This is a genomic window from Jatrophihabitans fulvus (assembly GCF_054781375.1).
In genome coordinates this window covers 226162-250809 of the sequence record NZ_BAAGUN010000008.1, presented here as the reverse complement: position 1 = coordinate 250809, position 24648 = coordinate 226162, and the positions used below count along the sequence as shown (strand labels likewise).

Genomic DNA, 24648 nt, shown 5'->3' with positions numbered 1-24648 from the left:
GCGGATGACGGAGCGGCTGGCCGTTGCCGACGTCGCCTTCCTGCACCGCGAGAGCCGCACCGCACCGCAGCACGTCGGCGGCATCGCGCTGTTCGAGCCGCCGCCGTCCGGGTTCGACTACGAGCGATTGGTCCGGTTGCTCGAGGAACGCATCACTCTCGCGCCCCGGTACCGGCAGAAGGTGCGCGCCGTGCCGGGCCACATCGCCAACCCGCTGTGGGTCGACGATCCCGCGTTCGACATCACCTATCACGTGCGCCGGTCGGCCTTGCCGCGGCCGGGAGCCGAGCAGCAGCTGCTCGACTTCTGCGCGCGCATCCTGTCCCGGCTGCTGGACCGGTCGCGGCCGCTGTGGGAGATCTACCTCGTCGAGGGCCTGTCCGACGGGCGGGTCGCCATCGTGACCAAGACCCACGAGGCGATGGTCGGCGAGGACGGCGGCATCGACATCGCCCAGGTCATCCTCGACGCGGCCCCGGCGCCCCGCCGCACCGTGGAGGCGATCTGGCTGCCGGACCCGGAGCCCAGCGGGTTGCGGCTGCTGGGCGAGGCCGTCGGCGGCATCGTCCGGCGTCCCATCGCCCTCGGCGACACCGCCCGGCTGACCGCGCGCGATCTCGCGACACTGACTGCCGGCGTGCGTGCCGTGGCCGGGGGTCTGGTCTCGACGGCGACCGCGTTGCTGCGGCGGCCGGTGCAGTCGCCGCTGGTCACGCAGCTGTCGGAGCAGCGCCGCCTCGCGGTCGCGCGCACCCGCCTCGACGACTACCGGGCTGTGCGCGACACCTTCGGCGGCAGCGTCAACGACGCGGTGCTGGCCGTGGTCGCGGGGGCGTTGCGCGGGTGGCTGCTGGCGCGGGGCGAGGCGTTGCGGCCGGCGACCTCGGTGCGCGCCCTGGTGCCGGTGAGCGTCGTCGACACCGCCGGATCGGAGGCGACCGCGGTCCGTCCGATGCTCGTCGACCTGCCCGTCGGCGAGCCCGACCCGGTGCTGCGGCTGGCCCAGCTGCGGTACGCGATGGCCTCGCACCGAGCGTCCGAGGCCGCGGTGGGTGCCGAACGGCTGACCACGCTCGGCGGGTACGCGCCGCCGACCCTGCACGCGCTCGGCGCCCGCGCGGCCGGTGGACTGGCCCGCCGGCTGTTCAGCCTCGTGGTGACGAACGTGCCGGGCCCGCAGTTCCCCCTCTACGCGGCGGGCGCGCGGATGACGGCGATGTTCCCGGTGCAACCACTGGCCGAGGGCCAGGCGGTCTCGATCGGACTGTCGTCGTACGACGGCGGGGTGTACTTCGGCGTGAACGGCGACCGTGACGCTGTGCCCGACGTCGCGTTGCTCGCCGAACTCGTCGAGGAGTCGTTGGCCGAACTGGTCGACTGCGCGCGCTCGGGTTCGGCCGCCGGACTGGAGGACGGCCGGTGACGCGCCGTGTGGCGGCGATGATGACGGCGACGACGGCAATGACGGCGATGACGACGATGACGACGACAACGGGAGCGTGCGTGGGCCGCTCGACCGAGGAGGAGGTGGCGCGGTGAGGGTGTACGTGCCGGCGACGACGACGATGCTGCGCGAACTGCACGACACCGGGGTACTGGGCACCCCGCCGCTCACCGCCTTCGCGGTCACGCCCGGCCTGCGCGAGTGGTACGTGCGCAGCGACGCCGACGACGACCAAGAGGAACTCGAGTACGCGGCGTCGGTCGAGGCCGCCCGGGGTTCGTTGCGGCTGATCGACTCGGACGAGGGCGCCGCCCGCCGGCGTGTGGTCGTCGCCGTCGAGGCGCCGGACGCGTCCGTCGAGGTGCGTGACGACCTCGACCGGGGCGTGGTGCAGCTGACGGTGCCGGTCTCCCTGGGTGACGTGGCGTCGCTGCACGTCGACGACGCCGACGCCGAGAACACGATCACCGCGGCGGCCGAGGCGGTCATCGCCGCCGACCTCGGCGACGCCGGCTCGCAGGAGAAGGTCGACGACGCCGAGGGTTTCGAACTGTCCTGGTACGCCAACCAGGAACTCGGGGCCCTGCTCGAGAGCATCTAGTCCGCCGCCCCCGGGTCCGCGATCTGCACGTGCACCGGTGACGCGAGCAGCGGATGCCAGCGGGGGTCGCCGATCAGCAGGGCGCGGCCCGGCGGAAGCGTCACCGCGCGCTCGGCGGTGCGCACCCCGAACGGTTCGCCGTCGCCCGGCCCCGGCCGCAGCAGCACCGCGCAGCGCTCGCGCCGCACCGTGGCGACGAGGCCCTGGTAGTCGGCGAGCACCTCGTCGCTGCGGGCGACGGCGACGACTGCGGCCCGACCGTCGGTCGTGTCCTGCAGGTGCTCCACCAGGGCCTGCCCGGCGTCGGACTCCGCCGCGGCGACCGCGTCGTCGACCAGCAGGAGGCAGCCGGGTGGAGGTCTCGTGTCGCCGGCAAGGACCGTGCGCACCTCGTGGCCGCGGCGTGCGAGCCGGAGCGCGGTCGCGAGCAGCGGCGAGCGCGGCGGGGCGAGCACCCGCACCGGGATGTCGGCGCGGACGGCTTCGAGCAGCAGCACCCGCAACGCGGTCGTGCGCCCGGACCGGGGCGGGCCGCTGACGAGCAGGCGGCCGCCCGTCGCAACCAGGTCGAGGTCGAGGCAGGTGCCGAGGTCGCCGGCCGGCCCGAGCCGCAGCGACGCAGCGCGCGCGGGCGGCAGGTCGTCCAGGGCGATCCGCGCGGGCAACGGTCGCAGTCGCAGCGCGTCGTGGGGCGGGGGCGTCTGCTCCGCGAGCCGGGCGACCACGGACGCTGCGGGCGCGTCGGCAACCGCTCCCGGGTGAGCGAGTTGGAACATCGAACCGTCGGCGACGCGGACGCCGCCGCCGGGCGGGAAGCGCGCCGGGAGGTCGCGGCCGAGCCCGGCGGCGAGGTAGTCGTCGCGATGCGCGAGGTCGAGCAGCAGTCGGGTCTCGAAACCGCCGCCCACCCGTGCCCCGAGCAGGTCACGTCCACCGGAGGCCACGACGAGCGTCGCCGTCCGTGATGCCGCCCGGACGACGTCGGTGAGCAGTGTCGCCGCCGCGACGGCGTCGGCGTCGGGCAGCGCAGGCAGCGTGCGGTCCCAGTCGTCGAGCAGCAGCAGTGTGGTCGCTCCGTCCCGGCGCCGGCCGCGCCGGGCGAGCCGATGCAGCAGCGCGGGCAGGACGTCGAGGTCCGCGTCGCCGATCACCGTGCCGTGCGCCAGCGGTGCGGCGGCGACGGCGAGGTCGCCGCCCACGACGTGCACGTGCGGTACCCGCGGCGGGCCCGCCGACGGCCTCCCCAGCGCGGCGGCCAGCACGGTGAGCAGGGCAGTGGTGCGGCCGCTGCCCGCCCGTCCGACGATCAGCACGCCGCCGTGGGGACCGATCGTCAGCGCGGGCTGGCGCAGCTGGTCGGGAAGGTCCAGCAACCCGATCGCGAGCATCCCGTCGGCGCCGCCGCCGCTGCCCGAATCGTGGCGCGCCGGCAGTGACGACAGGGGGACCGCGCGCGGCAACGGCGGCGGCCAGGGCGGCCGGGGCGCGGCGGGACGCTGCCCGGCCGCCAGCGCGATCGTCGCGACCAGGGGGTCGAGGTCGGATGCGACGGCCGTGCCGGCCAGGGGTCGGCGCCAGCCGTCGAGCGGGGCCACGCCCGGCCGGGCGGCGGGGGCTCCCGCCAGGGCGGTCCGCACGCGCACCGGACCGGCGGCGGCACGCACCAGCGCGAGCCCCGGTTGGCGGGGGTCGAGCCGCGCCGCGTCGTCGGTGCCGATGACGTCGGACGACTCGCCGGGCTCGGCGGTGCGCAGGGCGATGCGGATCGCGGTGTTGGCCCGGATCTCGGACGACACCGCCGTGCCGGGCCGCTGCGTGGCGAGCACGAGGTGGACACCGAGGGAGCGGCCGCGCCGCGCGACGGCGACGAGGCCGGCGAGCACGTCGGGTAGTTGCACGGCCAGTTCGGCGAACTCGTCGACGACCACGACCAGGCGCGGAACCGGTGCGGTACCCGCGCCACCGGCACGGCGCAGCCCGGCGAGGTCGGCGACCCCGGCGGCGGCGAACACGGTCTCGCGCCGGCGCAGCTCCGCCTGCAGCGCGCGCAGCGCCCGTCCGGTGACCCCCGCGTCGAGGTCGGTGAGCACGCCGGCGACGTGCGGCAACCCGGTGCAGCCCGCGAACGCGGCGCCGCCCTTGAAATCGACGAGCAGGAACACGAGCGCCTCGGGCGGTTGGCGCACCGCGAGCCCGACGACCAGCGTGCGCAGCAGCTCGGACTTGCCCGAGCCGGTGGTTCCCGCGACCAGCGCGTGCGGACCGTCGGCCGCCAGGTCGAGCACGTACGGCTCGCCGTCGGTGACACCGAGCACCGCTTCGGCTCGGTCGGCTCCGTCGCCGTGGTCGTGCCAGCCCGCCAGGACGGCGGCGGTGTCGCCCGCCGTCGCGGCGGCGACGACCGGGTCGGTGTCGGCGAGCGCCAGCACGTCACCGCCCGTGCCGCCGGTGCCGCCCGCGGTCGAGAAGGCGCGAGCCGCGAGTGAGCGCGCCAGTCCGTCCGCCCAGGACGGCGCGACGCAGTCGGCGAGCAGCTCGACGTCCGCCCGTCCACCTCGGGTGAGGGTCGCCCGGGCGCCGCTGCCGAGCAGCAGTGTCGCGGCGCACCCGAGCGGCGCGCGGTCCGGCGCGGCCATCACGATCGCGGCGGCCGGCAGGTCGAGCGCGGCGAGGTCCGCCGCCCGGACGAGGTCTGCGACCACGAGGGGAGCGGGCCCTGCCGACGCCCGCGCGAGAGCGTCGAGGGCCCGTGCCCGGCCGGGCACGCCCGATGCCGGCGCGGAACGCAGGTGCGGAGCCCACCGGCACCATCGCCAGTCGCGTTCGGTCACGTCGTCGACGAGCAGCACGAGCTCGACCTCGTCGGGTGGGGAACGGACCAGCGCCTGGGCGACCACCCAGCGTGCGACCGCCAGCGCGGTACCCCGCGGCCCGACCAGGGCGAGCGGCCCGTCCGCCAGCCGCACCGTGAGCGGCACCGCGGCGAGCACCCCCGCCGACGCGTCGCCGCCCTCGACGTCGCGCACTGCCAACTGCGCCGGGAGGTCCGCGGTGCCCAGCCGCGCGGTGAGGAACGCGGGCGAGGTGCGGGGGCGGTCCCACAGCGGCGCCGCGCCGGTGCGGGCGGCGCGGGCGAGGGCGACGGGATCGGGCGCGTCGTGGCGTCGGCGGGAGCGTTCGCGGGCCAGCCCCTCGGCCACGGCGACGGTCACGCGGGTGTCGTCGGCGCGGGCGGCGACCGCCGCCCGCCGCCGCGCTCGGCGCCAGTGCGCGCGGTCGCCCAGCGCCCCGGACAGCACCATGACGGGGGACAGCAACGCGAACAGCAGGAACTGGGGCGAACCCAGCGCGACGGCGACGGCGACCCCCGCGACCGCGGGCAGCAACGCCGTCACCCACTGCACCCGTCCCGGACGCTCGGCCGGCGGCGCGACGTGCCGCTCGACCACGGTCGGCGCGGGTGGGGGCGGGTCGTCCGCCGCAGGTAAGGCGAGCAGGGTGTCGCCGATGCGCAGCGCAGCGCCGGGCGGCAACGGCGCGTCGGCGCCGACGGGGACGCCGTCGACGAGCGTGCCGTTGGTCGACTGCAGGTCACGGACCACGACCTGCGCGCCACCCGCACCGCGGGCGACCGCGAGCGCCGTGTGCCGCCGCGACACGGCGTCGTCGTCGAGCACGATATCGCAGCCGGGATCGCGGCCGACGATCTCGACGCCGCGACGCAGTGCGACGACCCGGCCCGCGCCGGCGCCACCGACGACGTGCAGTTCGAGCAGCCCGTCCGATCCGTGAGCCGTGTCGGCTCGACCGTCGTCGCTCTCGAGCAGCCGGCCCGGACGCAGCGGACCGGCGGGGAGCCGCTCGGCGCCCGCGAGCGTCCGCAGCGACTCGGCGACGGACGCGGGCAGGGTGCCGTCCGGTGGCAGCGTGACCCGCACGTCGTGGTCCCCGGCCGGTCCGCGGACGGTGATGTCGATCTGCACGCGGCGCAGTCTCACCGCGTGCACCGACGGACGGGCCCCGGCTCCGGCCGGGGCTGTGGACAACCGGCACTTGTCCACAACCGTCGCCCTGGCGGCGGCGCGAGGTCGGCCCGCCGGCCTACCGTCCGGTCTCCGCCCGTCCGACGAATCCACCCGACGAATCCACCCGACGAATCCACCCGAGGAGCGCCCGTGCCGTCCCTGAAAGTCACTCCCGACCAGCTCGCCACGCTCGGTAGCACCGCCCAGCGCGTGTCCGCCGACGTGCGCGGTCAGCATCAGCAGTTGAAGGCGCAGCTGTCCCCGCTGTTCGGGGCCGACTGGTCCGGCGTCGCGGCCGGCCAGTTCACCGCGCTGTACCAGACCTTCGACCAGCACGCCCGCGGCCTGGCCGACGCACTCGACGGCATCGCGGCGCTGCTGGTGCGCGCCGGCGGCAGTTACGCCGAGGCCGAGCAGCAGATCGCGGCGACCTTCCGGTGATCGCCCCGATCGTCACGGCTACCGTCGGTTCCCGTGGCGGACGTTCTGGACACGGTCGAACAGGCGCTGGTCGATCACTTCGGGCACCGCCCGCAGCGCGCGTCGGTGTCGTTCCTCGGTGTCGACCGCATCGAGGTGCTGCGTTTCGAACCGATCCCCGGCGAGCGCGCCTACGTGTCGCTCGGCATGTCGCGTCACCCGATGACCGGTGCGGAGCAGGCGGTGGTGGCGACGGACGGCCCGCGGGCCGAGCTCGCGCTGCACTTCCGCGACCCCGTCGACGACTACGCCGACGTCTGGCGCAAGCTCGCGATCCTCGCGGCGGCCCCCGCGGTCGAGGGCATCGTGCACGCGGCCGGCCGCACGGTCGACCTCGGCGAACCGCTGGTGACCGGCTCGCTTTGCAGCGGCGTGCTGCTGGCGTCGTCGCCGATCGCCGATGTCGTCACCACCGAGGGCGAAGTGTCGGTGCTGCAGGCCCTTCCCGTCACCGCGAACGAACTGGCCTGGGCGCGGGTGCGCGGCGCGGACGCCTTGCGCGAGCGCCTCGAGAGCCCCGACGTCGACCTGCTCGACCTGGGGCGTGCCGGGGTCGACCTGTCCTGACCGGCTCAGCCGAGCAGCAGCACCAGCACGATCACCAGCGCGACACCCACGGCCAGTCCGACCAGCGCCGCCCCGCGACGCGGGGGCCTCGCCGTCGGTGCGGATGCGGTCGACGGTCGGAAGACCGTCGGGGTGACGACGGGTGCGGTGTCCGCCCAGCGGACGGCCGCCGTCCGCACGGCTGCTGTCTCGTCGGCGGCCCGGTCGGCGTGTATGTACTCGGACGGGACGTCCGCAGTAGGTCCGTCGTCTTTGCGCGTATCCGCGCGAATATGCGTCCAGTCCTCGGGATGCCGCGCGAGCACCTCTGCGACCACTGCGATCGGCGGCCGTGCCGTCGGGTCCTTGGCGAGCGCGTCCTGCAGCACCGCGTCGACCTCGGCGGACACCGACGGCCGCAGCGAGCGTGGTCGCGGGGGCGGGATGTGCAGGTGCGCGAAGAGCATCGCCGGGGCGCTGTCGGCCGTGAAGGGAGGACGTCCGAGCAAGGCCTCGTAGACCATGACCGCGAAGCTGTAGACGTCGCCCGCCGGCGACTCGTGTTCCGGATCGGTCGCCTGCTCGGGCGGCAGGTACCGCGGCGTCCCGATGACCGTCGTGCCTCCGGTGCGGAACGCCCCGGTCGCCGCGGCCAACCGTGCGATGCCGAAGTCGCCGAGCTTGCCGCGGCCCTCCGGGGTCAGCAGCACGTTGGCCGGCTTCACGTCGCGGTGTACGACGCCCGCCTCGGCCGCCGCCGCGAGCGCACCGGCGACGTCGACGAAGGCGGTCAGAACGCCCGTTCCGTCGAGCCGGTGCTCGGCGAGCGCGTCCTGCAGGTCGCCGCCGGGCACGTACTCGAGCACCAGCGCGAGGTCGTCCCCGACCTCTGCGATCTCGTGCACGGCCACCACGCGGGGGTCGCGCACCCGTGCGAGCGCCCGCCCCTCCCGTTCCAGGCGCAACCGTTCGGTCGGGTCGGCCGTGCCGGCGTGCAGTGTCTTGACGGCGACGAGCCGGTCGAGCGCGTGCTGCCGTGCGAGCGCCACCCAGCCGCAGCCGCCGCCACCCAGGACGTGCACGAACTCGTACCCCTCGGGCATCGGCGCGCTCGCGGCGTGCGGCGGCACCGGCATGCGCGGATCGTAGGGCGTACGCCACGATGCCGCCGAGTGGGCGCCGGATCGTCACGGTAGGCCCCGCACGCCCGTTAGATCCCTCTGTACGTGGCCGCGCACCCCCCATAGATTCGGTTCCCACTCGGCGCACAAAGGGTGGTGGGCGTGAGCGATTTCGAGATCCTCGGTCGGGTGTCCGGGGGCAGCGCCACGGTGTGGCAGGCGCGTGACGTCGCCCTCGACCGCGTCGTCGCGCTCAAGGAGGTGCCGGGCGACGACGCCGTGCGCGAGGCCCGGGCACTGGCCTCGCTCGACAGCCCGCACCTCGTGCGCGTGCACGGCGTCGTCACCGACGCCGGCCGCACTTTCGTCGTGGAGGAGTGGGTCGACGGCGCGACGCTGCGCGACGTGCTGCGCGAGGCGGGGACGCTCTCTCGCGAGCAGGCGCTCGGCGTCGTGCGGGGAGCCCTGTTCGGGCTGGCCGACATCCACCGGGCCGGTCTCGTGCACGGTGACGTGTCGCCCGGCAACGTGCTCGTCGACACCGCCGGACGCTCCCGCATGGTCGACCTGGGTTCGGCCGTGCGATCCGGTGACGAGGCCCGTCCGTCGACCGGCGCCTACGCGGCGCCCGAGACCACGGCAGGACGGGCGGTCACGCCGGCGGCCGACGTGTACGCGGCCGCGGCCGTTCTCGCCGCGCTGCTGCACGGCCGTACCGAGCGCGAGCCGAGCACGAAGGGTGTCGACGCCGGCCTGCGTCCGGTGCTCGACCGCGCGCTGTCGTCCGACCCTGACGGCCGCTTTCCCGACGCCGCCGCGTTCCTCGCCGCCCTCGACGACGCGGCCACCGACACCTACGGCTCCGGGTGGTGGACCGAGGCCGGCCTCGGCGCCGCCGCCGGCGCGGCCGCGGCGGGCCTCGTAGCGGCGGGCCTCGGTGCGCCGTTCTCGGGTGCGGGTGTGCCGATTGCGGTGCTCGACGACACCGTCGGTCCCACCGTCGGCACCGCCTACGGAGGCGCCGCCGCGGCGGGTGTCAAGGCTGCCCGCGGGTCGCTGCGCAGCCGCTACCTGCTTGGCGGTGGCGCCGCCGCGGCCGTCGTCGCCGTCGGCGCCATGGCCGTCGCGCTGACCGGCGGGGACGACGACCCCGGCGGCCCCAACACGCGCGGTACGACGTCTGGCGTCGTCGCCGCCGGGTCGGGTGGCAGCCCGTCCGCCGCGACGACCAGCGCGACCCCGAGCAACGCCGCACCGACCGTCACCGTCATCCGGTACCGGGCGGTCACGACCGTCACCGTCGCGACCGGCTCGGTCACCGTTTCCGTGGGGCAGCGTGACACGACGACGTGGACCATCCGGAGGACCTGCGCCGTGGGCCGTGCGTGCTCTCTGTCGCTCATGACCACGAGCACGGGCACGACGTCGTTGAGCGGGACGGGAGGCGTGCTGCGCTCGACGACGCGAACACCGTTCCGCTGCGTCGAGACGAAGTCGGGGAAGACGCGCGCCAGGTCCGAGTACACCATCGTCCGGACGCTGTACCTGCCCGCGGACGGGTCGGCGGCGACCGGTAAGGGCACCTATAGCGCGAGCGGACCGGCGATCGCGTCCTGCCCGGCCACGCGAGTCGAGAGCCGCACCGTGCTCACCCGCATCGGCTGAGACGGCGATCACCCGGCACACTGTGTCCCGACTGAATCCCAGCCGAGTCCAGGAGGCAGCAGGTGCAGTTCGGGCGGATCTACGAGGAGTTCGAGGTCGGGGCGGTCTACAAGCACTGGCCCGGAAAGACGGTCACCGAGTACGACGACCACCTGTTCTGCCTGCTGACCATGAACCACCACCCGCTGCACCTCGACGTCAACTACGCCGAGAAGACGACCGACTTCGGCAAGAACGTGGTGGTCGGCAACTACGTCTACTCGCTGCTGCTCGGCATGTCCGTGCCGGACGTGAGCGGCAAGGCGATCGCGAACCTCGAGATCGAGTCGCTGCGCCACGTGGCGCCGACGTTCCACGGCGACACGATCTACGGCGAGACGACCGTGCTGGACAAGACGCCGTCGAAGTCGAAGACCGACCGCGGCATCGTGCACGTCGAGACGATCGGCTACAAGCAGGACGGCACGATCGTGTGCATCTTCCGGCGCAAGGTCATGGTGCCGACGCGGGAGTACGTCGACGCGCGCGGCGGCGAGCAGCCGGGTCGCCCTACGCCGGTTCCCCGCGAGAAGAAGTAGCGGGCAACAACGACCACCCGGCCAGCGTCTCGGCGAGCAGCGGCGCCAGCGTCAGCTCGTCGAACGCGGCCCGGTCGACCCACCGCGCGTCGGTGACGTCGGTGTCGGCGCGCAGCGTGCCGCCGGTCGGGCGGCAGAGGTAGTCGTCGATGTCGTAGACCCGTCCGTCCGGCGCGTCGCGCTCGACCCGCCCGACCCAGCGGACGACCTCGACGGCGAGCCCGGTCTCCTCGGCGACCTCGCGCACGCACGCGTCCTGCGGTGACTCGCCGGGCTCGCAGCGTCCGCCCGGCAGCGACCACGTGCCCTCGGCCGGCGGCTGGCCGCGGCGAATGAGCAGCAACCTCCCGGCGTCGTCCACGACGACCGCCCCGGCACAGGGGACGTGTGACGGCTGTGGCATGTGTTCACTCCTGTTACGGCGCGGCGTGCGTGGGACGGGTGGTGCGATGCGGTAGGAACAGACTCGGACCGCCGTGGTCCTGCTCGTTCGCGCCGAGAGGAGGAACCGGATGGTCAAGGCCGCCGTGATCGGTCTCGTCGCCGCGTTCGTCCTGTTCTACATCGTGACCCAGCCCGATTCGGCAGCGACCATCGCCAACGGCGCATGGGACGCGGTCGTCAACGTCGCGCACGGCATCGGCGACTTCGTCAAGAAGCTCTCCTCCTAGCCGGAGCCCGGCGACGTGCCCGATTTCCTGGCCTCCGAGAAGGTCGCGCCCCGCTATCACGCCCACCAGCACTGGGTGATGCTGGTGCGCCGCCGGCCACGCAGGAGCTCGCTGATCACGCTCGCCGTGCTGCTGCTCGCGGCCTGGATCTGGCCGTGGCCGTGGGCGTTCGTACTCGTGGTCGTCGCGGCCCTGCTCGGGTTCCTGCGCTGGCGGCTGTGGGCGTCCGAGCAGTTGTGGCTGACCAACAAGCGCATCATCCACGTGCACGGCGTGCTCGAGACGTCACGGACCGAGGCGTGGCTGCGACTCGAGCGGGTGTCGGGCATGCGCGTCACCGAGAGCCTGCTGGGCTCGTGGCTGAACTACGCGACCATTCACGTCGACGCCCCCGGTGACCACCCGGGAACCCACCACCTGTGGCGCATCGGCAAGGCGCTGCCGTTCTACCGCCGCTTCCGTTCCCTCGTCCTGGAGGGCAACTCCGTCGGCGACCCCGACCTCGACGGCTCGCCCGGCGAGTACGTCACCGAGGAACTGCCGAGCCTGCCGGACGCGGGAGTCCGCTACCGCCACCGGGACCTGCCGTAACCCCCGCCTAAGCTCGGTCGCAGCATGCGCATCGACCTCCACACCCACAGCACCGCCTCCGACGGCACCGACTCGCCGGCCGACCTGATCCGGACGGCCGCAGCCGCGGGGCTCGACGTCGTCGCCATCACCGACCACGACACGACGGCCGGGTGGGACGCCGCGCTCGCCGCGAAACCGGACGGGCTGACCGTCGTGCGCGGTGTCGAGTTCTCCTGTCTGCACGTCGAGGCGGACGGCCGTCCGGTGAGCCTGCACCTGCTCGCGTACCTCGTCGACGGCGAGCACCCGGCGATCCGGGCCGAGTGGCAGCGGCTGCGCGACAGCCGGGTCTCCCGCGCCCGCACGATGGTCGAGCGGCTCGCCGCGGACGGGTACCCGATCACGTGGCAGCAGGTCGAGCGGCTGGCCGCGGGCGGCTCGGTCGGCCGGCCCCACATCGGACGCGCGCTGGTCGAGAGCGGCGTGGTGCCCGACGTCGACGCCGCCTTCGGCGAACTGCTCAGCTCGCGCCGCCCGTACTACGTGCGCAAGGCCGACACCGACGTCTTCGCCGCCATCGCGCTCGTGCTCGAGGCCGGGGGAGTGCCGGTGTTCGCGCACCCGATGGCGCAGAAGCGCGGCCCGATCGTCTCGGACGAGACCGTCGCGGCGATGGCGGCCGCCGGCCTCGTCGGGCTCGAGGTGCACCACCCGGCACACGAGCCCGGCGACACCGCCCACGCCGCCCGGCTGGCGGACGAGCTCGGGCTGCTCGGCACCGGGTCGTCCGACTACCACGGCAGCAACAAGACCACCGCGATCGGCGCGCAACTGACCGACCCGGCCGTGTACGAGCAGCTGCTCGACCGTCCGACCGCCCTGACCCCGGTATGACCCAGCTCAGCTTCGGCGACATGCCGCAGCCGCTGTTCGCGGCCACCCCGGCGCGGCTGGCCGCGTACGAGTGCCCGCGCGCCTACCGCTTCCGCTACGTCGACCGTCCCGCCCCGGCGACCCTGCCGTGGGCGCGCAGCACGGTCGGCGCGGTCGCCCACGTGGCGCTGTACCGGTGGTGGCACCTGCCGCGCTCGCAGCGCGTCCCCGAACGCGGCGTCGAGCTGGTCGAGCAGAACTGGACCCCTGCCGGGTTCCGCGACGAGCGACAGTCGGCGCGGGCCTGCGAGCTCGTCGCCGACTGGGTGTCCGACTATCTCGCGCAGGTCGACCCCGCCCACGAGCCGATCGGCGTCGAACGCACCGTCGCGACCCGCACCGGCTCGCTCGCGCTGTCGGGACGGGTCGACCGCATCGACGAGCGCGACGGCGGCCCGGTGATCGTCGACTACAAGACCGGCTCGCGGACGCCCACCGCTGCGGACGCCGCGCAGTCGTCCGCCCTCGCGCTGTACGCGGTGTGCGCGTCGCGGACGCTGCGGCGCGACGTCCGGCGCGTCGAGCTGCACCATCTGCCGACCGGCACGGTCGCGACCCACGAGCACGACGACGCGTCGCTGGCCGCCCACGTCACCGAGGCCGAACGCACCGCGGACGCCATCCGCGCCGACCGCACCTGGGCACCGGCGCCGTCGCCCGGGTGCGGCTGGTGCGACTACCGCCGGTTGTGCCCGGAGGGACGCGCCGCGTCGGAGCCGCGCCAGACCTGGGACGGCCTGCCGGCGCGGCTCGCCTGACCGCCCGTCCGGTCGACGTGGGTCAGGCGCGGGACGCCCAGAAGTCGCGCAGCACCTCGACCAGCACGGCCGGGTTCTCGATCGCCGCCGAGTGCGCGGCACCCGCGACCACCTCGTACCGGGCGCCGAGCCGTTCGGCCATCTCGCGCTGGACGTCCGGTGGCCAGGCGTCGTCGTCCTCACCGTGCACGACGAGCAGGGGCACGCCGGCGCGGGCGAGGTCGGCGACCCGGTCGGGCTCGGTGCGCAGTCCCTGCGCCATGCCCGCCAGCATCTCGGCCGACTGGGCGAGGAAGCGGGTCTCGTAGAACGCGGCCAGCTCGGGGGTGCGGCCGTCCTCGGGCGAGACCGCCTGGGCGGCGGCGTACACGCCCGCGACGCCGCCCTCGGTGAGCACCGGTTCGAGGTGGTCGATGAGGAACCGGCGGTCGCCGCCGATCTCGGCCGGACCCGACGACAGCAGGGTCAGCGATGCGATGCGTTCCGGTGCCGCGATGGCGGCGGCCCGGCTCACGAGCCCGCCGTAGGAGTGCCCGACGAGGTGCACGCGAGGCGCCAGCGCGGCGGCGACGTCGAGCACGACCCGTCCGAGCGATTCGGGCAGGTAGCTCGACCCGGTCGGCAGCGGCGGCGACTCGTACTGGCCGGGCAGATCGATCGCGACGGCGTGGCGGCCGTCGGCGGCGATCGGGTCGAGCACCGGCGCGAAGTCCTCCTTGCTGCCGGTGAACCCCGGTACCAGCAGGACGGTCTGCCCGTCGACCGCACCGGACTCCAGCGCGGCGAGGCCGGCGTACGACGCGGCGCGGGCGGCACCGCGCTCGAGCGGGGACGACATCAGGCGTAGGCGATGGTGCGGTCGGGGCCGGCGACGAGGTAGCCGGTGCCGAGCGGGTACACGAGCGCCCCGGCGGCGGGCGCGGCCGGCAGCGCGGTGGTGCCGGCGCCCGCGCCCGTGGCCGGGTCGAGGCTGCGCACGTCGGTGTTGTCGGGGCCGTCGGTGACCGTCAACCGGGCCGTGGTCGGCGTGGGCTGCTCGGCCGCGACCGGACCGACCACCGTGGGCGCGGTGGCCGAACTCGCGCGCCAGGTCGGCGTGGCGGTGCCGGCGGTGACGCCGTACACGGTGCCGTCGACGTCCACGATCTCGAGATTGCCGATGCCGACGGCCGTCGGCGGCGAGGTCGGGGCCGCCGCGAGCGTAGTGCGCGCGTCGACGGTGCCCGTGTCCTGGTCGTAGTGGGTCAGGGTGCGTCCCGAGACGGCCGACACCAGCCCGTCGGCCGAGACGGGTGTCGCGGTGACGCCGAGGAGGTTCCAGGTGATGCGGTCGGGATTCGCCTTGCTCTGCTCGCTGTCGCCCTCGTCGCGCCCGTCGTAGCCGTTGCGCAGCAGCAGTTGCGGGCCGCGTCCGCAGAACTTGACCTTGTCCTGGCACACCAGCGCGTTGCCGCAGCGCTGGCTGATGAGCGCGCCGCCCGACCCGAGCACCGCGCCGGTGATCGCACAGCCGTACCGGGTGTAGGTCCAGCGGTTGTAGCCGCTGTTCGGGTCGATCGCGTAGATGACCGCGGACGTGCGGACGAGCAGCGTCGTGAAGTCGCCCTGCGCGGCGGTGCTGAACACCGGGGTGCCGTTCACCGGCATGGCGTCCATGTCGAGGGTGCGGGTCCAGCGGCGTTCGCCGGTGCCTGAGTCGAGGCCGGTCACCTGGTCGCAGTTGCCGTTGACCCGGTACACCGCCACGGTCGTGCCGGCGAGCTGCGCGGCCGTGCACAGCGAGCGGTTCGAGCGCGTGTACGACCAGGTCTGCTCGCCGGTGCGCGCGTCGAGGCCGCGCACGGTGTGGTCGCCGGAGACGACCACCGTTCCCCGCCACTGCGGTGAGCCGATGGCGGCCCGGCCGTCGGCGCCCCACCGCTGCCGCACGCTCGGGCCGGGCTGGCCCAGCGGCAACGACGACGGCGCGCTCGCGACCGTCTTCAGCGTCGTGTTGTACGTCTCGCCGCGCGTCCAGGCGACGACGACCAGCACCCCGATCACGAGGACCACGACGGTGATCGCCGAGACGTAGATCGTGCGGGCCCGCTTCATGCGCGCGTTGTGGCGCGCGAGAGCCGGGCTCGTGCCGGGGTCGGCCACGCTCAGTCCTCGGCGGCGGCCGAGCTGCCGGCGCTCGCGTCCGAACCGGCGGCCGAGCCACCGCGGCCACGGCCGCCGCGGCGACGACGGCGGCGCGGCGCGCCACCGTCTCCCTCGGCGGACGGTGCCGACGCGGCCGACGCGTCGGCGTCGGACGCCGCCGCGGTCGCCGGCGCCGCCGACCCGTCGACGGGCTGGCCGGCACGGGTGCGCGTGCGGGTGCGGCTGCGCCCGGCGGGACGGTCGGACGCACGTTCCGACGACCGCTCGGACGGCTTGTCGGACGGCTTGTCGCCGCGCTTCGGCTTGCGCGGACGCGCCGACGCCGAGTCGCGGCCGCCGAGGTCCTCGACCCGCTCGGCGTCGAGGCCGGCGCGGGTGCGCTCGGAGCGCGGCAGCGTGCCGGTGGCGCTCTCGGGGATGTCGAGGTCGCTGCGCAGGTGCGGCGAGGTGGAGTAGGTCTCGGCCGGGTCGGCGAACGGCAGGTCCAGCTCGGCGCAGATGAGCTTCCAGCGCGGCACGTCGTCCCAGTCGACGAACGTGACGGACGTGCCCTTGCGGCCGGCGCGCGCGGTGCGGCCGATGCGGTGCACGTAGGTCATCGCGTCCTCGGGCGCCTGGTAGTTGACGACGTGCGAGATGCCCTCGACATCGAGGCCACGGGCAGCGACGTCGGTGGCGACGAGCGTGTCGACCTTGCCGGAGCGGAACGCGCGCAGGGCCTGCTCGCGGGCGCCCTGGCCGAGGTCGCCGTGGATGGCGGCGGCGGCGAAGCCGCGGTCCTCGAGCTCGTCGGCCACCTTCTGGGCGGTGCGCTTCGTGCGGGTGAACACCAGCGTCAGCGACCGCTCCCGTGCCTGCAGGATGCGGGCGAGCATCTCGACCTTGTCCATGGCGTGCGCGCGGTAGGCGAACTGGTCGACGTGCGAGGTGCTGGGGATGCTGGTGGCCGATTCGGCGCGGATCTGCACCGGCTGGATGAGGAAGGTGCGCGCGAGCGTGACGATCGGGCCCGGCATCGTGGCCGAGAACAGCATCGTCTGGCGACCGGCGGGCAGCATCGCCATGAGCTTCTCGATGTCGGGCAGGAAGCCCAGGTCGAGCATCTCGTCGGCCTCGTCGAGCACCGCGATGCGGGCCTCCGAGAGGTTCAGGTGGCCCTGCTGCGCGAGGTCGAGCAGCCGGCCGGGCGTGCCGACGACGACGTCGACACCCTTCTTCAGCGCGTCGATCTGCGGCTCGTAGGCACGGCCGCCGTAGATGGTGACGACGCGGGCACCGAGCCGCTTGCCGGCGCTCGCGAGGTCGGCCGACACCTGGACGGCCAGCTCGCGGGTGGGGGCGACGACGAGTGCCTGCGGCAGCGCGCCGGCACCGCCGGGCAGCTCGAGCCGGTTCAGCAGCGGCACGCCGAAACCGAGCGTCTTGCCGGTGCCGGTGCGGGCCTGGCCGATGAGGTCGTTGCCGGCAAGGGCGATGGGGAGCGTGAGCTCCTGGATGGCGAACGTGCGGACGATGCCGACGTCGGCGAGGGCCTGGACGATCTCCGGCTTGACGTCGAAGTCGCTGAAGGCGGGGTTCTCGTCGCTGACGGGCGCGCGGGCGGCCAGTTCGGCCGGCTCGGGGGCCGCGACGACGGAGTCGGGCAGATCGGTGGCGTGGTCGACCTCGACGGGCGACAGTTCTTCGGTCACAACTTCCCTACGGTTCGAATGATGCGTCGACCGAGGGGCGGCTACCGGTTTGTCGGGCCAGCGAACGCAGGCGGTCAACGCGCAGATACGAGTGATCGTGCAGACCCAGTCTAGGGCGTCGGGGGGATAACCTGCCGAGGTGTCACCCCGCGCCCCGTCCGAGTCGCCTCCCGCGGACGCCGTGATCGACCTGTTGGGAGCCCTCGCGTACGGCGAACTGAGCGCCTTCGACCGGCTCGCGGACGACGCCCGCATGGCCCCAGACCTGCGGTTGCGGGCGGAGATGTCGGCGATGGCGGCCGTCGAGTTCGGCCACTACGAGACGCTGGCGGCCCGCCTGCGCGAGCTGGGCAGCGAGCCCGACACCGCGATGGCGCCGTTCGTCGCGGCGCTCGAGACCTATCACGAGCTGACCGCGCCCTCGACGTGGCTCGAGGGCGTCGTGAAGGCCTACGTGGGCGACGGCATGGCGGCCGACTTCTACAACGAGGTCGCCGCGTTCGTGGACGCGTCGACCGGCACGCTGATCCGCGAGGTGCTCGCCGACGGCCGCCGCGCGGAGTTCGCGGTGCGGGAGGTGCAGCGCGCCGTGGCCGCCCAGCCGTCGGTCGCGGGACGCCTCGCGTTGTGGGCGCGACGCCTGGTGGGCGAGGCGATCAGCCAGACCCAGCACGTGCTCGCCGACCGGGACTCGCTGATGATGCTGATCGTCGAGGGCAGCGGCGACCTGTCGGGCGTCGCGAACCTGTCGTCGCGCATCACCGCACGCCACGAGGAGCGGATGACGGCCCTCGGGCTGAGCAGCTAGCCCCGTCAGTCGGTGACGAACCCGACCCGGCGCACCTCGGGCTCGGCGATGTCGACGTAGGCGACGAGGTTGCCCGGGACGATGACCTTGCGGCCGCGCTCGTCGGTGAGCTCGAGACGCCCGTTGACGTCCTTCAACGCCGCCGCGACGGCCTGCTCGACCTCTTCCGCGTTCTGCACGGTGTCCACGACGATCTCGCGGGCAGTGTGCAGCACGCCGACCTTGACCTCCACGCCTTGCCTCCAACTGGGTCGAGCAACGATGTACGACCCACGCTAGTCGAGCGGCGGTCGCCGGGCGGCCGCCCCCGCTGCGCCTACAGCGAACGAGGGTCGGCTACTGCCGCGGGAAGTTCGAGATGCCCCGCCACAGCAGGGCCTCGAGCAGACCGACGGCCTGCTCCTGCGACACCGGACGATCGCTGGTCAGCCACCACCGCGCCACCACCTGCGCCGAGCCGGTGAGCGAGACGGCCAGCAGCTCGGCCTCCGCCTTGCCGAGGCCGGTGTCGGCGGCGACCGTGTCGGTGACGGCCTGCACGGTGCGCGCGGTGACCGAGTCGACGCGCCGGCGCACCTCGGGGTCGTTGACCAGGTCGCTCTCGAAGATGAGGCGGAACGCGCCGTCGGCGTCGTCACGGTCGACGAAGTCGAAGTAGGCCGTCAGCACGGCGTGGATGCGCTTCTGGTTGTCGGTGGTGGTGGCGAGTGCCCCGACGACGGCGTCGGCCAGCGCGGTGGCCTGCTCGTCGAGCAGGGCGAGGTACAGCTCGAGCTTGCCGGGGAAGTGCTGGTACAGCACGGGCTTGCTGACGCCGGCCCGCTCGGCGATGTCGTCCATGCCGGCGGCGTGGTAACCGTTGGCGACGAACACCTTCTGCGCGGCGTCGAGCAGTTGACGTCGGCGCGCCGACCGCGGCAGGCGGGCACCGCGTCCGTACTCGGAACCGTCGGCGCTGGGCATGCCGGGAACCCTACTCAACCCAGCCGCACCCGGTTCGCGTCGTCGAGCACCGGCGCGTAGAGGTCTCCGAGCTGCTCGACCCGCTCGAGCACCTCACCGGCCGTGAACGACAGCGCCTCGCCCGAGTCGTGCGCGGCGGTGACCTCGTCCCAGGTCACCGGTGTCGACACGGTCGGCTGCGGACGCGCCCGCAGCGAGTACGGCGCGACGGTGGTCTTGGCGGGGTTGTTCTGGCTCCAGTCGACGAGGATCTTGTGCGGGCGCAGTGCCTTCTGCATCTTCGAGACGACCAGGTCGGGGTGCTCGCGTTCGAGGCGCCGCGCGACCTCGTGCGCGTAGTCGGACGTCTGCGCCGGGTCGTCGACCTCGACGCGGGCCGAGAGCTGCATGCCCTTGCTGCCGGACGTCTTCGCGCACGGCGTGAGGCCGTCCGCCTCGAGCACCTCGCGCAGCAGCAACGCCACCTCGCAGCACTCGACGATGGTGGCCGGCGGTCCCGGGTCGAGGTCGAACACGACGAGGTCGGTGCGCGGCTTCCGGGCGCGCTTCGGCACAACCCACTGCGGCACGTGCAGTTCGAGCGCGGCCAGGTTGGCGAGGAACACCAGCGTCGGCAGCTGCTCGACGACTACGTAGTCGATGGTGTCGCGGTTCTTGGTCGACCCGGGCGCGGGGAGGGTCACCGTCCGCACCCACGAAGGCGTGGAGCGCGACGCGTTCTTCTCGAAGAAGAACTTGTCGTCGACGCCGTTCGGGTAGCGCTTGACGGTGAGCGGACGGTCGGCGAGGTGCGGCAGCAGCACCGGCGCGATGCGGCTGTAGTAGTCGATGACCTCGCCCTTGGCGAAGCCCGCCTCGGGGTAGAGCACCTTCGACAGGTTCGACAGGGTCAGGCGGTGCCCGCCGACCTCGACGGTGACCTTCTCGCTCGTGTCAGCCACGCGCGTCCTCCGGCTGCTTGTCGGTGCGGATTCCACGGAAGACCGGTTGCCGCAGCACGCCGTCGGGCGTCCGCATGCTGAAGGCGACGTCGACGACGACGGTGGGTTCGACCCAATGGGCGACGCGGCCGCGAGGCGTGGTGGGCACGTCCGTCACCGGCTCGGGTCGCGGCACGAACGCCGCCTTCAGCGCTGCGACGACCCGGGCCGACAGGCCGCTGCCGGCGCGCCCGGCGAAGGCCCAGCCGTCGTCCGTGGCGACGCCGAGCACGAGCGACGACGGGGTGCGGGGGTGGTCGGTGCTCGCGTCCCACCCGAGCACGACGAACTCGCCCGACTGCAGGAAGCGCAGCTTGCGCCAGTCGTCGTGGTGGCGACCGGGTCGGTAGGAGGAGTCGACCCGCTTGGCGACCACGCCCTCGAGGCCGTGCTGCCGGGCCACCTGCTGGGTGGCGGGGCCGTCGTCGAACCAGGGGCTGACCGTCCACCCGGGGTGCTCCTCGGCGAACCGGTCGAGGGTGGCCCGCCGCTCGGACCACGGGCGCGCCGTGAGGTCGACGCCGTACCGGCGCAGGATGTCGAAGGCCACGAAGGTGACCGGCACCTGCTCGACGAGCCGCTTCAGTTCGGTTCTGCCGCGGACGTGCATGCGCTGTTGCAGGAGCGCGAAGCTCGGCCGCCCGTCCTCGAAGGCGACGATCTCGCCGTCGAGCAGGACGTCCCCGATGTCCGCCGCACGTGCCACGACGTCGGGGTACCCGCCCGACACGTCGTTGCCGTTGCGGCTGAGGATGCGCACCCGGCCCGTCGAGCTCACGTCGAGCAGGGCGCGGACGCCGTCCCACTTGAACTCGAACGCCCAGCCGGCCCCGGACGGCAGCGTCGTGACCGCCGAGGCCAGCATCGGCTCCATCAGCCCAACGTAACGGTGAACCGTCCCGTCAGCCGGTCCGAGACCACCGTCGCGCCGCCGGCGTCGAGCACCGCGCGCCGCGGGGTGAGTACGAGGGCGTCGAACGACCCGCTCCCGCCGGTGAACCGGGCGGTGACGGTGCTCGCGCCCGCGGGCAGGATGCCGACCCGCACCGGCGTCAGCCGTCCGGGGACGGGCGAGTCGCCCTGCGGCGCCCCGCCACCGGACGTCACCCGCCCGAGGCGGCGGCCGTCGGCCGAGATCACCGCGTCGCTGCCGCGGCCGGGCCGGACGTCGGTCACGACCTCGATCACCCGCGGACGGCCGCTGGGCGTCACCCGCCACGTGGCGGTGGCCGTCCCCGTGACGCGCAGCAGTTCACCGCCGCTCGCCGACGACTCGGCGGACGGGGCGGGAGCGTCGACGGTGCGTGCGTCGCCGGTCGTCGTGGCCGACTCGGCCTCGACCACCGCGGGGGTGCCGCGCGAGACGAGCTCGTCGGCGGCCCGGGCCACCGCCGCGACCCGCGGGTGCGCGTCGAGGGCGAGCATCGACAGCAGGCCGTGGATCGTCGACTCCGCACCGGAGTTGCGGTTGACGGTGCCGTCGGCGGCGATGCCGTCGACCGTGACGCCGGTGGCCGGGTCGTAGGCGGGCGCCCCGGCGGGGTTCTGCCCGAAGTACCAGCCGCCCCAGACGCCGGCCAGCGTCCGCAGTCGCGCCGACCCGGTCGCGTCCGCGGTAGCGAGGGCCGACTGCAGGCGCGAGTCGACGCCGTAGGCGATCGAACTCGTGTCGACCGGCGCGGGCGTCAGGCCGTTGGCCGGACCGACGGTCGCCAGCAACCCGGCCGAGAACGCGCCCGAGTCGGCGGCCGCCGGACGGGCGAGCCGTGGCGTGTGCAGCGCGACCGAGGCGTCGGCGAGGGCCGCGGGCGCCAGTCCGGCCCAGGCGTGCCACGACGAGCGCGACAGCGCCGACGGCAGCGCGGCGCCGTACGGCCACGTGCCTCCCGGACGGGAACCGAGCGCGGCGATGCCCTCGGCGAACTGCCGCAGCGGGGTGCGGCCCTCGCGTCCGCCCGCCTGCACGAAGGCGCTGAGGCCGAGCACCGCCTCGGCGGTGGCGTCGGCGCCGTCGACGATCAGCCACGCGGGCGTGCGCGCGCCGTCGACGCGGTGGTACGTGCCGTAGCGCGCCAGCGTCTCGCGCTGCAGCGCGCCGAGTGCCAGCCGCATTCGGTCGCGCAGGAAGCGCGCGAACGACGGGTCGGCGTCGCGGTAGGCCGCGTACCCCTCGCCGAGCGCCCACACCGTGCGCGCCAGCCAGTACGAGTTCGCGCTGTCGGACGGGTCGGGCTCCTCGCGCGGGATCGCGCTCGGCGTGAGCGTGCCGTCGGGCTGCATCCAGAGCACGACGTTTCCGCGGTCGCGTCCGCGCGTGGTCTGCATGTACGTCAGGCCGCGCAGCAGGTCGAACGCGTACGTGCGGCTGTGCGCGTCGCCGAACTGCCGCCAGTGGCGCAGGTAGACGACGGCGGCGCGGGCGATGTCGTCGGTGTCGTACGCGCCCTGGTCGTAGGTGTCGGTGTCCGGGTGGTAGGTGCCGCCGCCGACGCGCTCGTACCCGTCGTCGCGCTTCTCGGCGTAGACCCACACCTGCCGCAGCGGACGGTCCGGCCGGTACGTCGTGTGCCCGGCCTGCGCGGGCGGGCGGACGGTGTCGGTGAGGAAGTCGAGGTGTGCGAGGTTCGTCAGCGGACGGGCCGGTGCCGCCTGCGCGGGCACGGCCACGAGGAGCGACGCGGCCAGCGCGAGCACCGAGAGCAGTGCTCTCACAAGGCGCCGTCCAGGTCGAGCCGCGCGACGCCGATCGCGGTGTCGGCCATGCCGTAGAACACGAAGTGCGCGCCGTCGACCTCGACGATCGCGGTCGGGAAGACGACGTTGGGCACGGTGCCCGCGGTCTCCTCGGCCGTCTGCGGTGCGAGGAGCGGCTCGGTGGTGCGGTCGAGAACCTTGGTCGGGTCGTCGCGGTCGAGCAGCATCGCGCCCGCGCAGTAGCGGACCTTCTGCTGCTGGTCCCAGCCCTGCGCGAGCTCGCCGGTGACGCCGTGGTGGATGAGCAGCCAGCCGGCGTCCACGAGCATCGGCGGCGGCCCGGCGCCGATCTTCAACGCCTCGAAGTCGTACTCGCTCATCGCGACGAGCCGGTGCTGCCCCAGTGCCACCAGGTCGGCCGCCGTGGTCACCTCGTCGACGGGCACGTAGGAGATCCAGATGCCCGGACGGTCGTCGGTGACCCCCGCCGGCAGGTAGGTGCCCTCACCCGGCCGGATCCAGCTGAGGTCCCACATGGGGCGGTGCAGCATCGCGTAGGCGGGCCGTCCGTCGGGCGCGGTGACCGGTTCGGGGAAGAAGACGCAGTCCTTGTTGGGGAACAGGTTCAGATCGGTGTCGAGGTCGGCCTGGTAGGTGAAGCGCAGCGGGCCGTGGCGGGTCCACGTGCGCAGGTCGGGCGACGACGCGAGCGCGGGGTGCGGGCCGAGCGGGCCGTAGGCGACGTAGGTCATCACGTGCACGCCGAGCGACGGCACCCACGTGGTGCGCGGGTCTTCGACGCCGCCGTACCCGTGGCCGCGCTCCCAGCCCTCGTCGGGCTCGAGCACGACGCCCTCGCGGCGGACGGACGTCGGCACGCCGTCGGTGACGACGACCTCGCCCAGGCCGACGCGCGAGACGTTGCCCTCGGCGACGAGGCGCGGGAGCAACCACAAGCGGCCGTCCGCGTCGCGGCCGGCGGCCGGGTTCAGCACCCCCTCGACCTCGTGCGGGTTGCCGTCCTCGGGCGTCATGACGACGCCGAGGCGGGTGAGACGAGCGGGAAAAGTCATGATCAGCCTTTCACTCCGGAGCCGAGGTCGGTGTTCACGAACCAGCGCTGGAACACCACGAACAGGCCGAGCACGGGTGCGGCGAGCACGCACGCGCCGGCGAGGATGGAACCGAACGGGTTGTCGGCCGCGGCCGCGACCGTGGTGATGTAGTTCGACAGCGACACCGCCAGCGGCTGCATCGACTGGTCCTTGGTGACCAGGAACGGCCAGAGGAACTCGTTCCACGGGCCGATGAACGTGAGCAGCGCACCGGTCAGCAGCGCGGGTCGCACCATGGGCACGGCGACGCTCCACAGGATGCGGAACTCGTTCGCGCCGTCGATGCGGGCGGCCTCGAACAGCTCCTGCGGCAGCTGCAGGAAGTACTGCCGGAACACGAACACCGCGGTCGAGTTGATCGCGAACGGCGCGATCATGCCGAGGTAGCTGTCGGACAGGCCGTAGTCACGGGCGACCAGCACGTACATCGGGATGATCAGCAGCTGGAACGGCACGGTCTGCAGCAGGAGCAGCAGCGCGAACAGCACACCACGGCCGCGGAACTGCAACCGTGCCAGCGCGTAGCCGGCCAGCGTGCCGAAGAACAGCGTGCACACGAGCACCCCGCCGGTGAACACCAGCGAGTTCAGCAGCGACCGGCCGAGGTCGATCGCGGCGTTGATCTCGCTGTAGTTCGACAGCGTGAAGCCGTGCCCGCCGGGGATCAGCCCGGACGGCGACCCGTCCGAGCGCTCGGCGAACGAGCCGACGAGCATGTAGTAGAAGGGGAACAGGAACAGCAGCGCGCCCGCGCCGAGCACGGCGTAGCGCCACCAGGGCACCCGCGGTGCGGCGTCCTCGTCGGGGACGTCGGGCGTGGCCGGCGGGGCGGGCTTGTCGACGGTGAGTGTCATGGT

General features: G+C 74.0%; 24 protein-coding genes. 11 read left to right on the top strand and 13 right to left on the bottom strand.

Annotation, left to right across the window (positions count from 1 at the left end; all coding sequences use genetic code 11):
- Positions 1-4 precede the first annotated feature (4 nt).
- Together ACYVP9_RS22445 and ACYVP9_RS22440 are read left to right on the top strand one after the other, a co-directional pair.
- Entirely contained in the window at positions 5-1423 is a 1419-nt protein-coding gene (locus ACYVP9_RS22445) for a WS/DGAT/MGAT family O-acyltransferase (RefSeq protein WP_460607205.1), read from the top strand.
- Positions 1424-1535: 112 nt separating this feature from the next.
- On the top strand, positions 1536-2045 hold the full coding sequence (locus tag ACYVP9_RS22440; RefSeq protein WP_460607204.1) for a DUF6912 family protein: 510 nt from the start codon (positions 1536-1538) through the stop codon (positions 2043-2045).
- Here ACYVP9_RS22440 and ACYVP9_RS22435 read toward each other — a convergent pair.
- Entirely contained in the window at positions 2042-6028 is a 3987-nt protein-coding gene (locus ACYVP9_RS22435) for an FtsK/SpoIIIE domain-containing protein (protein WP_460607203.1), read from the bottom strand. The genes ACYVP9_RS22440 and ACYVP9_RS22435 overlap by 4 nt on opposite strands.
- A gap of 192 nt (positions 6029-6220) precedes the next feature.
- Between ACYVP9_RS22435 and ACYVP9_RS22430 the strand changes: the two genes are divergently transcribed.
- Positions 6221-6511 carry a WXG100 family type VII secretion target gene (locus tag ACYVP9_RS22430; RefSeq protein WP_460607202.1) on the top strand — a complete coding sequence of 97 codons (291 nt, stop codon included), beginning with the start codon at positions 6221-6223 and terminating at the stop codon, positions 6509-6511.
- A 33-nt stretch (positions 6512-6544) separates the two neighbouring features.
- Positions 6545-7117 carry a suppressor of fused domain protein gene (locus ACYVP9_RS22425; protein WP_460607201.1) on the top strand — a complete coding sequence of 191 codons (573 nt, stop codon included), beginning with the start codon at positions 6545-6547 and terminating at the stop codon, positions 7115-7117.
- A 5-nt stretch (positions 7118-7122) separates the two neighbouring features.
- On the opposite strand, the gene ACYVP9_RS22420 is transcribed toward ACYVP9_RS22425, so the two are convergent.
- Positions 7123-8232 (bottom strand): serine/threonine-protein kinase, encoded by a 1110-nt coding sequence (locus ACYVP9_RS22420; RefSeq protein ID WP_460607200.1) that lies wholly within the window; start codon positions 8230-8232, stop codon positions 7123-7125.
- Positions 8233-8379: 147 nt separating this feature from the next.
- Here ACYVP9_RS22420 and ACYVP9_RS22415 point away from each other — a divergent pair, with 147 nt between their 5' ends.
- Positions 8380-9882: a serine/threonine-protein kinase gene (locus tag ACYVP9_RS22415; protein WP_460607199.1), complete on the top strand. Its 1503-nt coding sequence runs from the start codon at positions 8380-8382 to the stop codon at positions 9880-9882.
- Positions 9883-9944: 62 nt separating this feature from the next.
- On the top strand, positions 9945-10460 hold the full coding sequence (locus ACYVP9_RS22410) for a MaoC family dehydratase (protein ID WP_460607198.1): 516 nt from the start codon (positions 9945-9947) through the stop codon (positions 10458-10460).
- On the opposite strand, the gene ACYVP9_RS22405 is transcribed toward ACYVP9_RS22410, so the two are convergent.
- Positions 10432-10863: an NUDIX hydrolase gene (locus tag ACYVP9_RS22405; protein ID WP_460607197.1), complete on the bottom strand. Its 432-nt coding sequence runs from the start codon at positions 10861-10863 to the stop codon at positions 10432-10434. The genes ACYVP9_RS22410 and ACYVP9_RS22405 overlap by 29 nt on opposite strands.
- Positions 10864-10972: 109 nt before the next feature.
- On the opposite strand from ACYVP9_RS22405, the gene ACYVP9_RS22400 reads away from it, so the two are divergent.
- The 4 genes from ACYVP9_RS22400 to ACYVP9_RS22385 are packed head-to-tail and all read left to right on the top strand — an operon-like array spanning position 10973 to position 13395.
- Positions 10973-11131 carry a hypothetical protein gene (locus tag ACYVP9_RS22400; protein WP_460607196.1) on the top strand — a complete coding sequence of 53 codons (159 nt, stop codon included), beginning with the start codon at positions 10973-10975 and terminating at the stop codon, positions 11129-11131.
- Between the two features lie 15 nt (positions 11132-11146).
- Positions 11147-11722, top strand: coding sequence for a YdbT family protein (locus ACYVP9_RS22395; protein ID WP_460607195.1), 576 nt, complete (start codon positions 11147-11149; stop codon positions 11720-11722).
- A 24-nt stretch (positions 11723-11746) separates the two neighbouring features.
- Positions 11747-12598, top strand: a complete 852-nt coding sequence (locus ACYVP9_RS22390) for a PHP domain-containing protein (RefSeq protein ID WP_460607194.1) — start codon at positions 11747-11749, stop codon at positions 12596-12598.
- Positions 12595-13395 carry a RecB family exonuclease gene (locus tag ACYVP9_RS22385; protein ID WP_460607193.1) on the top strand — a complete coding sequence of 267 codons (801 nt, stop codon included), beginning with the start codon at positions 12595-12597 and terminating at the stop codon, positions 13393-13395. The genes ACYVP9_RS22390 and ACYVP9_RS22385 overlap by 4 nt, the downstream gene beginning before the upstream one ends.
- Positions 13396-13417: 22 nt before the next feature.
- Here ACYVP9_RS22385 and ACYVP9_RS22380 read toward each other — a convergent pair whose 3' ends face one another.
- Genes ACYVP9_RS22380 through ACYVP9_RS22370 form a run of 3 tightly spaced genes read right to left on the bottom strand, consistent with a single transcriptional unit; the run spans position 13418 to position 17231 of the window.
- A complete protein-coding gene (locus tag ACYVP9_RS22380; RefSeq protein ID WP_460607192.1) occupies positions 13418-14233 on the bottom strand; it encodes an alpha/beta fold hydrolase in 816 nt (271 codons plus the stop codon).
- On the bottom strand, positions 14233-15537 hold the full coding sequence (locus ACYVP9_RS22375; RefSeq protein ID WP_460607191.1) for a PQQ-binding-like beta-propeller repeat protein: 1305 nt from the start codon (positions 15535-15537) through the stop codon (positions 14233-14235). The genes ACYVP9_RS22380 and ACYVP9_RS22375 overlap by 1 nt, the downstream gene beginning before the upstream one ends.
- A gap of 2 nt (positions 15538-15539) precedes the next feature.
- Complete coding sequence (locus tag ACYVP9_RS22370; protein ID WP_460607190.1) at positions 15540-17231, bottom strand: DEAD/DEAH box helicase; 1692 nt, start codon at positions 17229-17231, stop codon at positions 15540-15542.
- Between the two features lie 139 nt (positions 17232-17370).
- Between ACYVP9_RS22370 and ACYVP9_RS22365 the strand changes: the two genes are divergently transcribed.
- Positions 17371-18039 carry a ferritin family protein gene (locus ACYVP9_RS22365; RefSeq protein ID WP_460607188.1) on the top strand — a complete coding sequence of 223 codons (669 nt, stop codon included), beginning with the start codon at positions 17371-17373 and terminating at the stop codon, positions 18037-18039.
- Between the two features lie 5 nt (positions 18040-18044).
- Here ACYVP9_RS22365 and ACYVP9_RS22360 read toward each other — a convergent pair whose 3' ends face one another.
- From ACYVP9_RS22360 to ACYVP9_RS22330, 7 genes are all read right to left on the bottom strand, one after another.
- Positions 18045-18272 (bottom strand): DUF3107 domain-containing protein, encoded by a 228-nt coding sequence (locus ACYVP9_RS22360; protein ID WP_460607186.1) that lies wholly within the window; start codon positions 18270-18272, stop codon positions 18045-18047.
- Between the two features lie 103 nt (positions 18273-18375).
- Positions 18376-19002: a TetR/AcrR family transcriptional regulator gene (locus ACYVP9_RS22355; protein ID WP_460607185.1), complete on the bottom strand. Its 627-nt coding sequence runs from the start codon at positions 19000-19002 to the stop codon at positions 18376-18378.
- 14 nt (positions 19003-19016) lie between these two features.
- Complete coding sequence (gene ligD, locus ACYVP9_RS22350) at positions 19017-19943, bottom strand: DNA polymerase domain-containing protein (RefSeq protein WP_460607184.1); 927 nt, start codon at positions 19941-19943, stop codon at positions 19017-19019.
- Positions 19936-20856, bottom strand: coding sequence for a non-homologous end-joining DNA ligase (gene ligD / locus ACYVP9_RS22345; protein WP_460607183.1), 921 nt, complete (start codon positions 20854-20856; stop codon positions 19936-19938). The genes ligD (ACYVP9_RS22350) and ligD (ACYVP9_RS22345) overlap by 8 nt, the downstream gene beginning before the upstream one ends.
- Entirely contained in the window at positions 20856-22694 is a 1839-nt protein-coding gene (locus tag ACYVP9_RS22340; RefSeq protein ID WP_460607182.1) for a DUF5585 domain-containing protein, read from the bottom strand. Before ACYVP9_RS22340 ends, ligD (ACYVP9_RS22345) begins: the two co-directional genes overlap by 1 nt.
- The gene (locus tag ACYVP9_RS22335) at positions 22691-23749 is read right to left on the bottom strand and encodes a glycoside hydrolase family 130 protein (RefSeq protein ID WP_460607181.1); all 1059 of its coding nucleotides are present in this window, start codon (positions 23747-23749) and stop codon (positions 22691-22693) included. Before ACYVP9_RS22335 ends, ACYVP9_RS22340 begins: the two co-directional genes overlap by 4 nt.
- A 2-nt stretch (positions 23750-23751) precedes the next feature.
- On the bottom strand, positions 23752-24645 hold the full coding sequence (locus ACYVP9_RS22330) for a carbohydrate ABC transporter permease (RefSeq protein WP_460607180.1): 894 nt from the start codon (positions 24643-24645) through the stop codon (positions 23752-23754).
- Positions 24646-24648 lie beyond the last annotated feature (3 nt).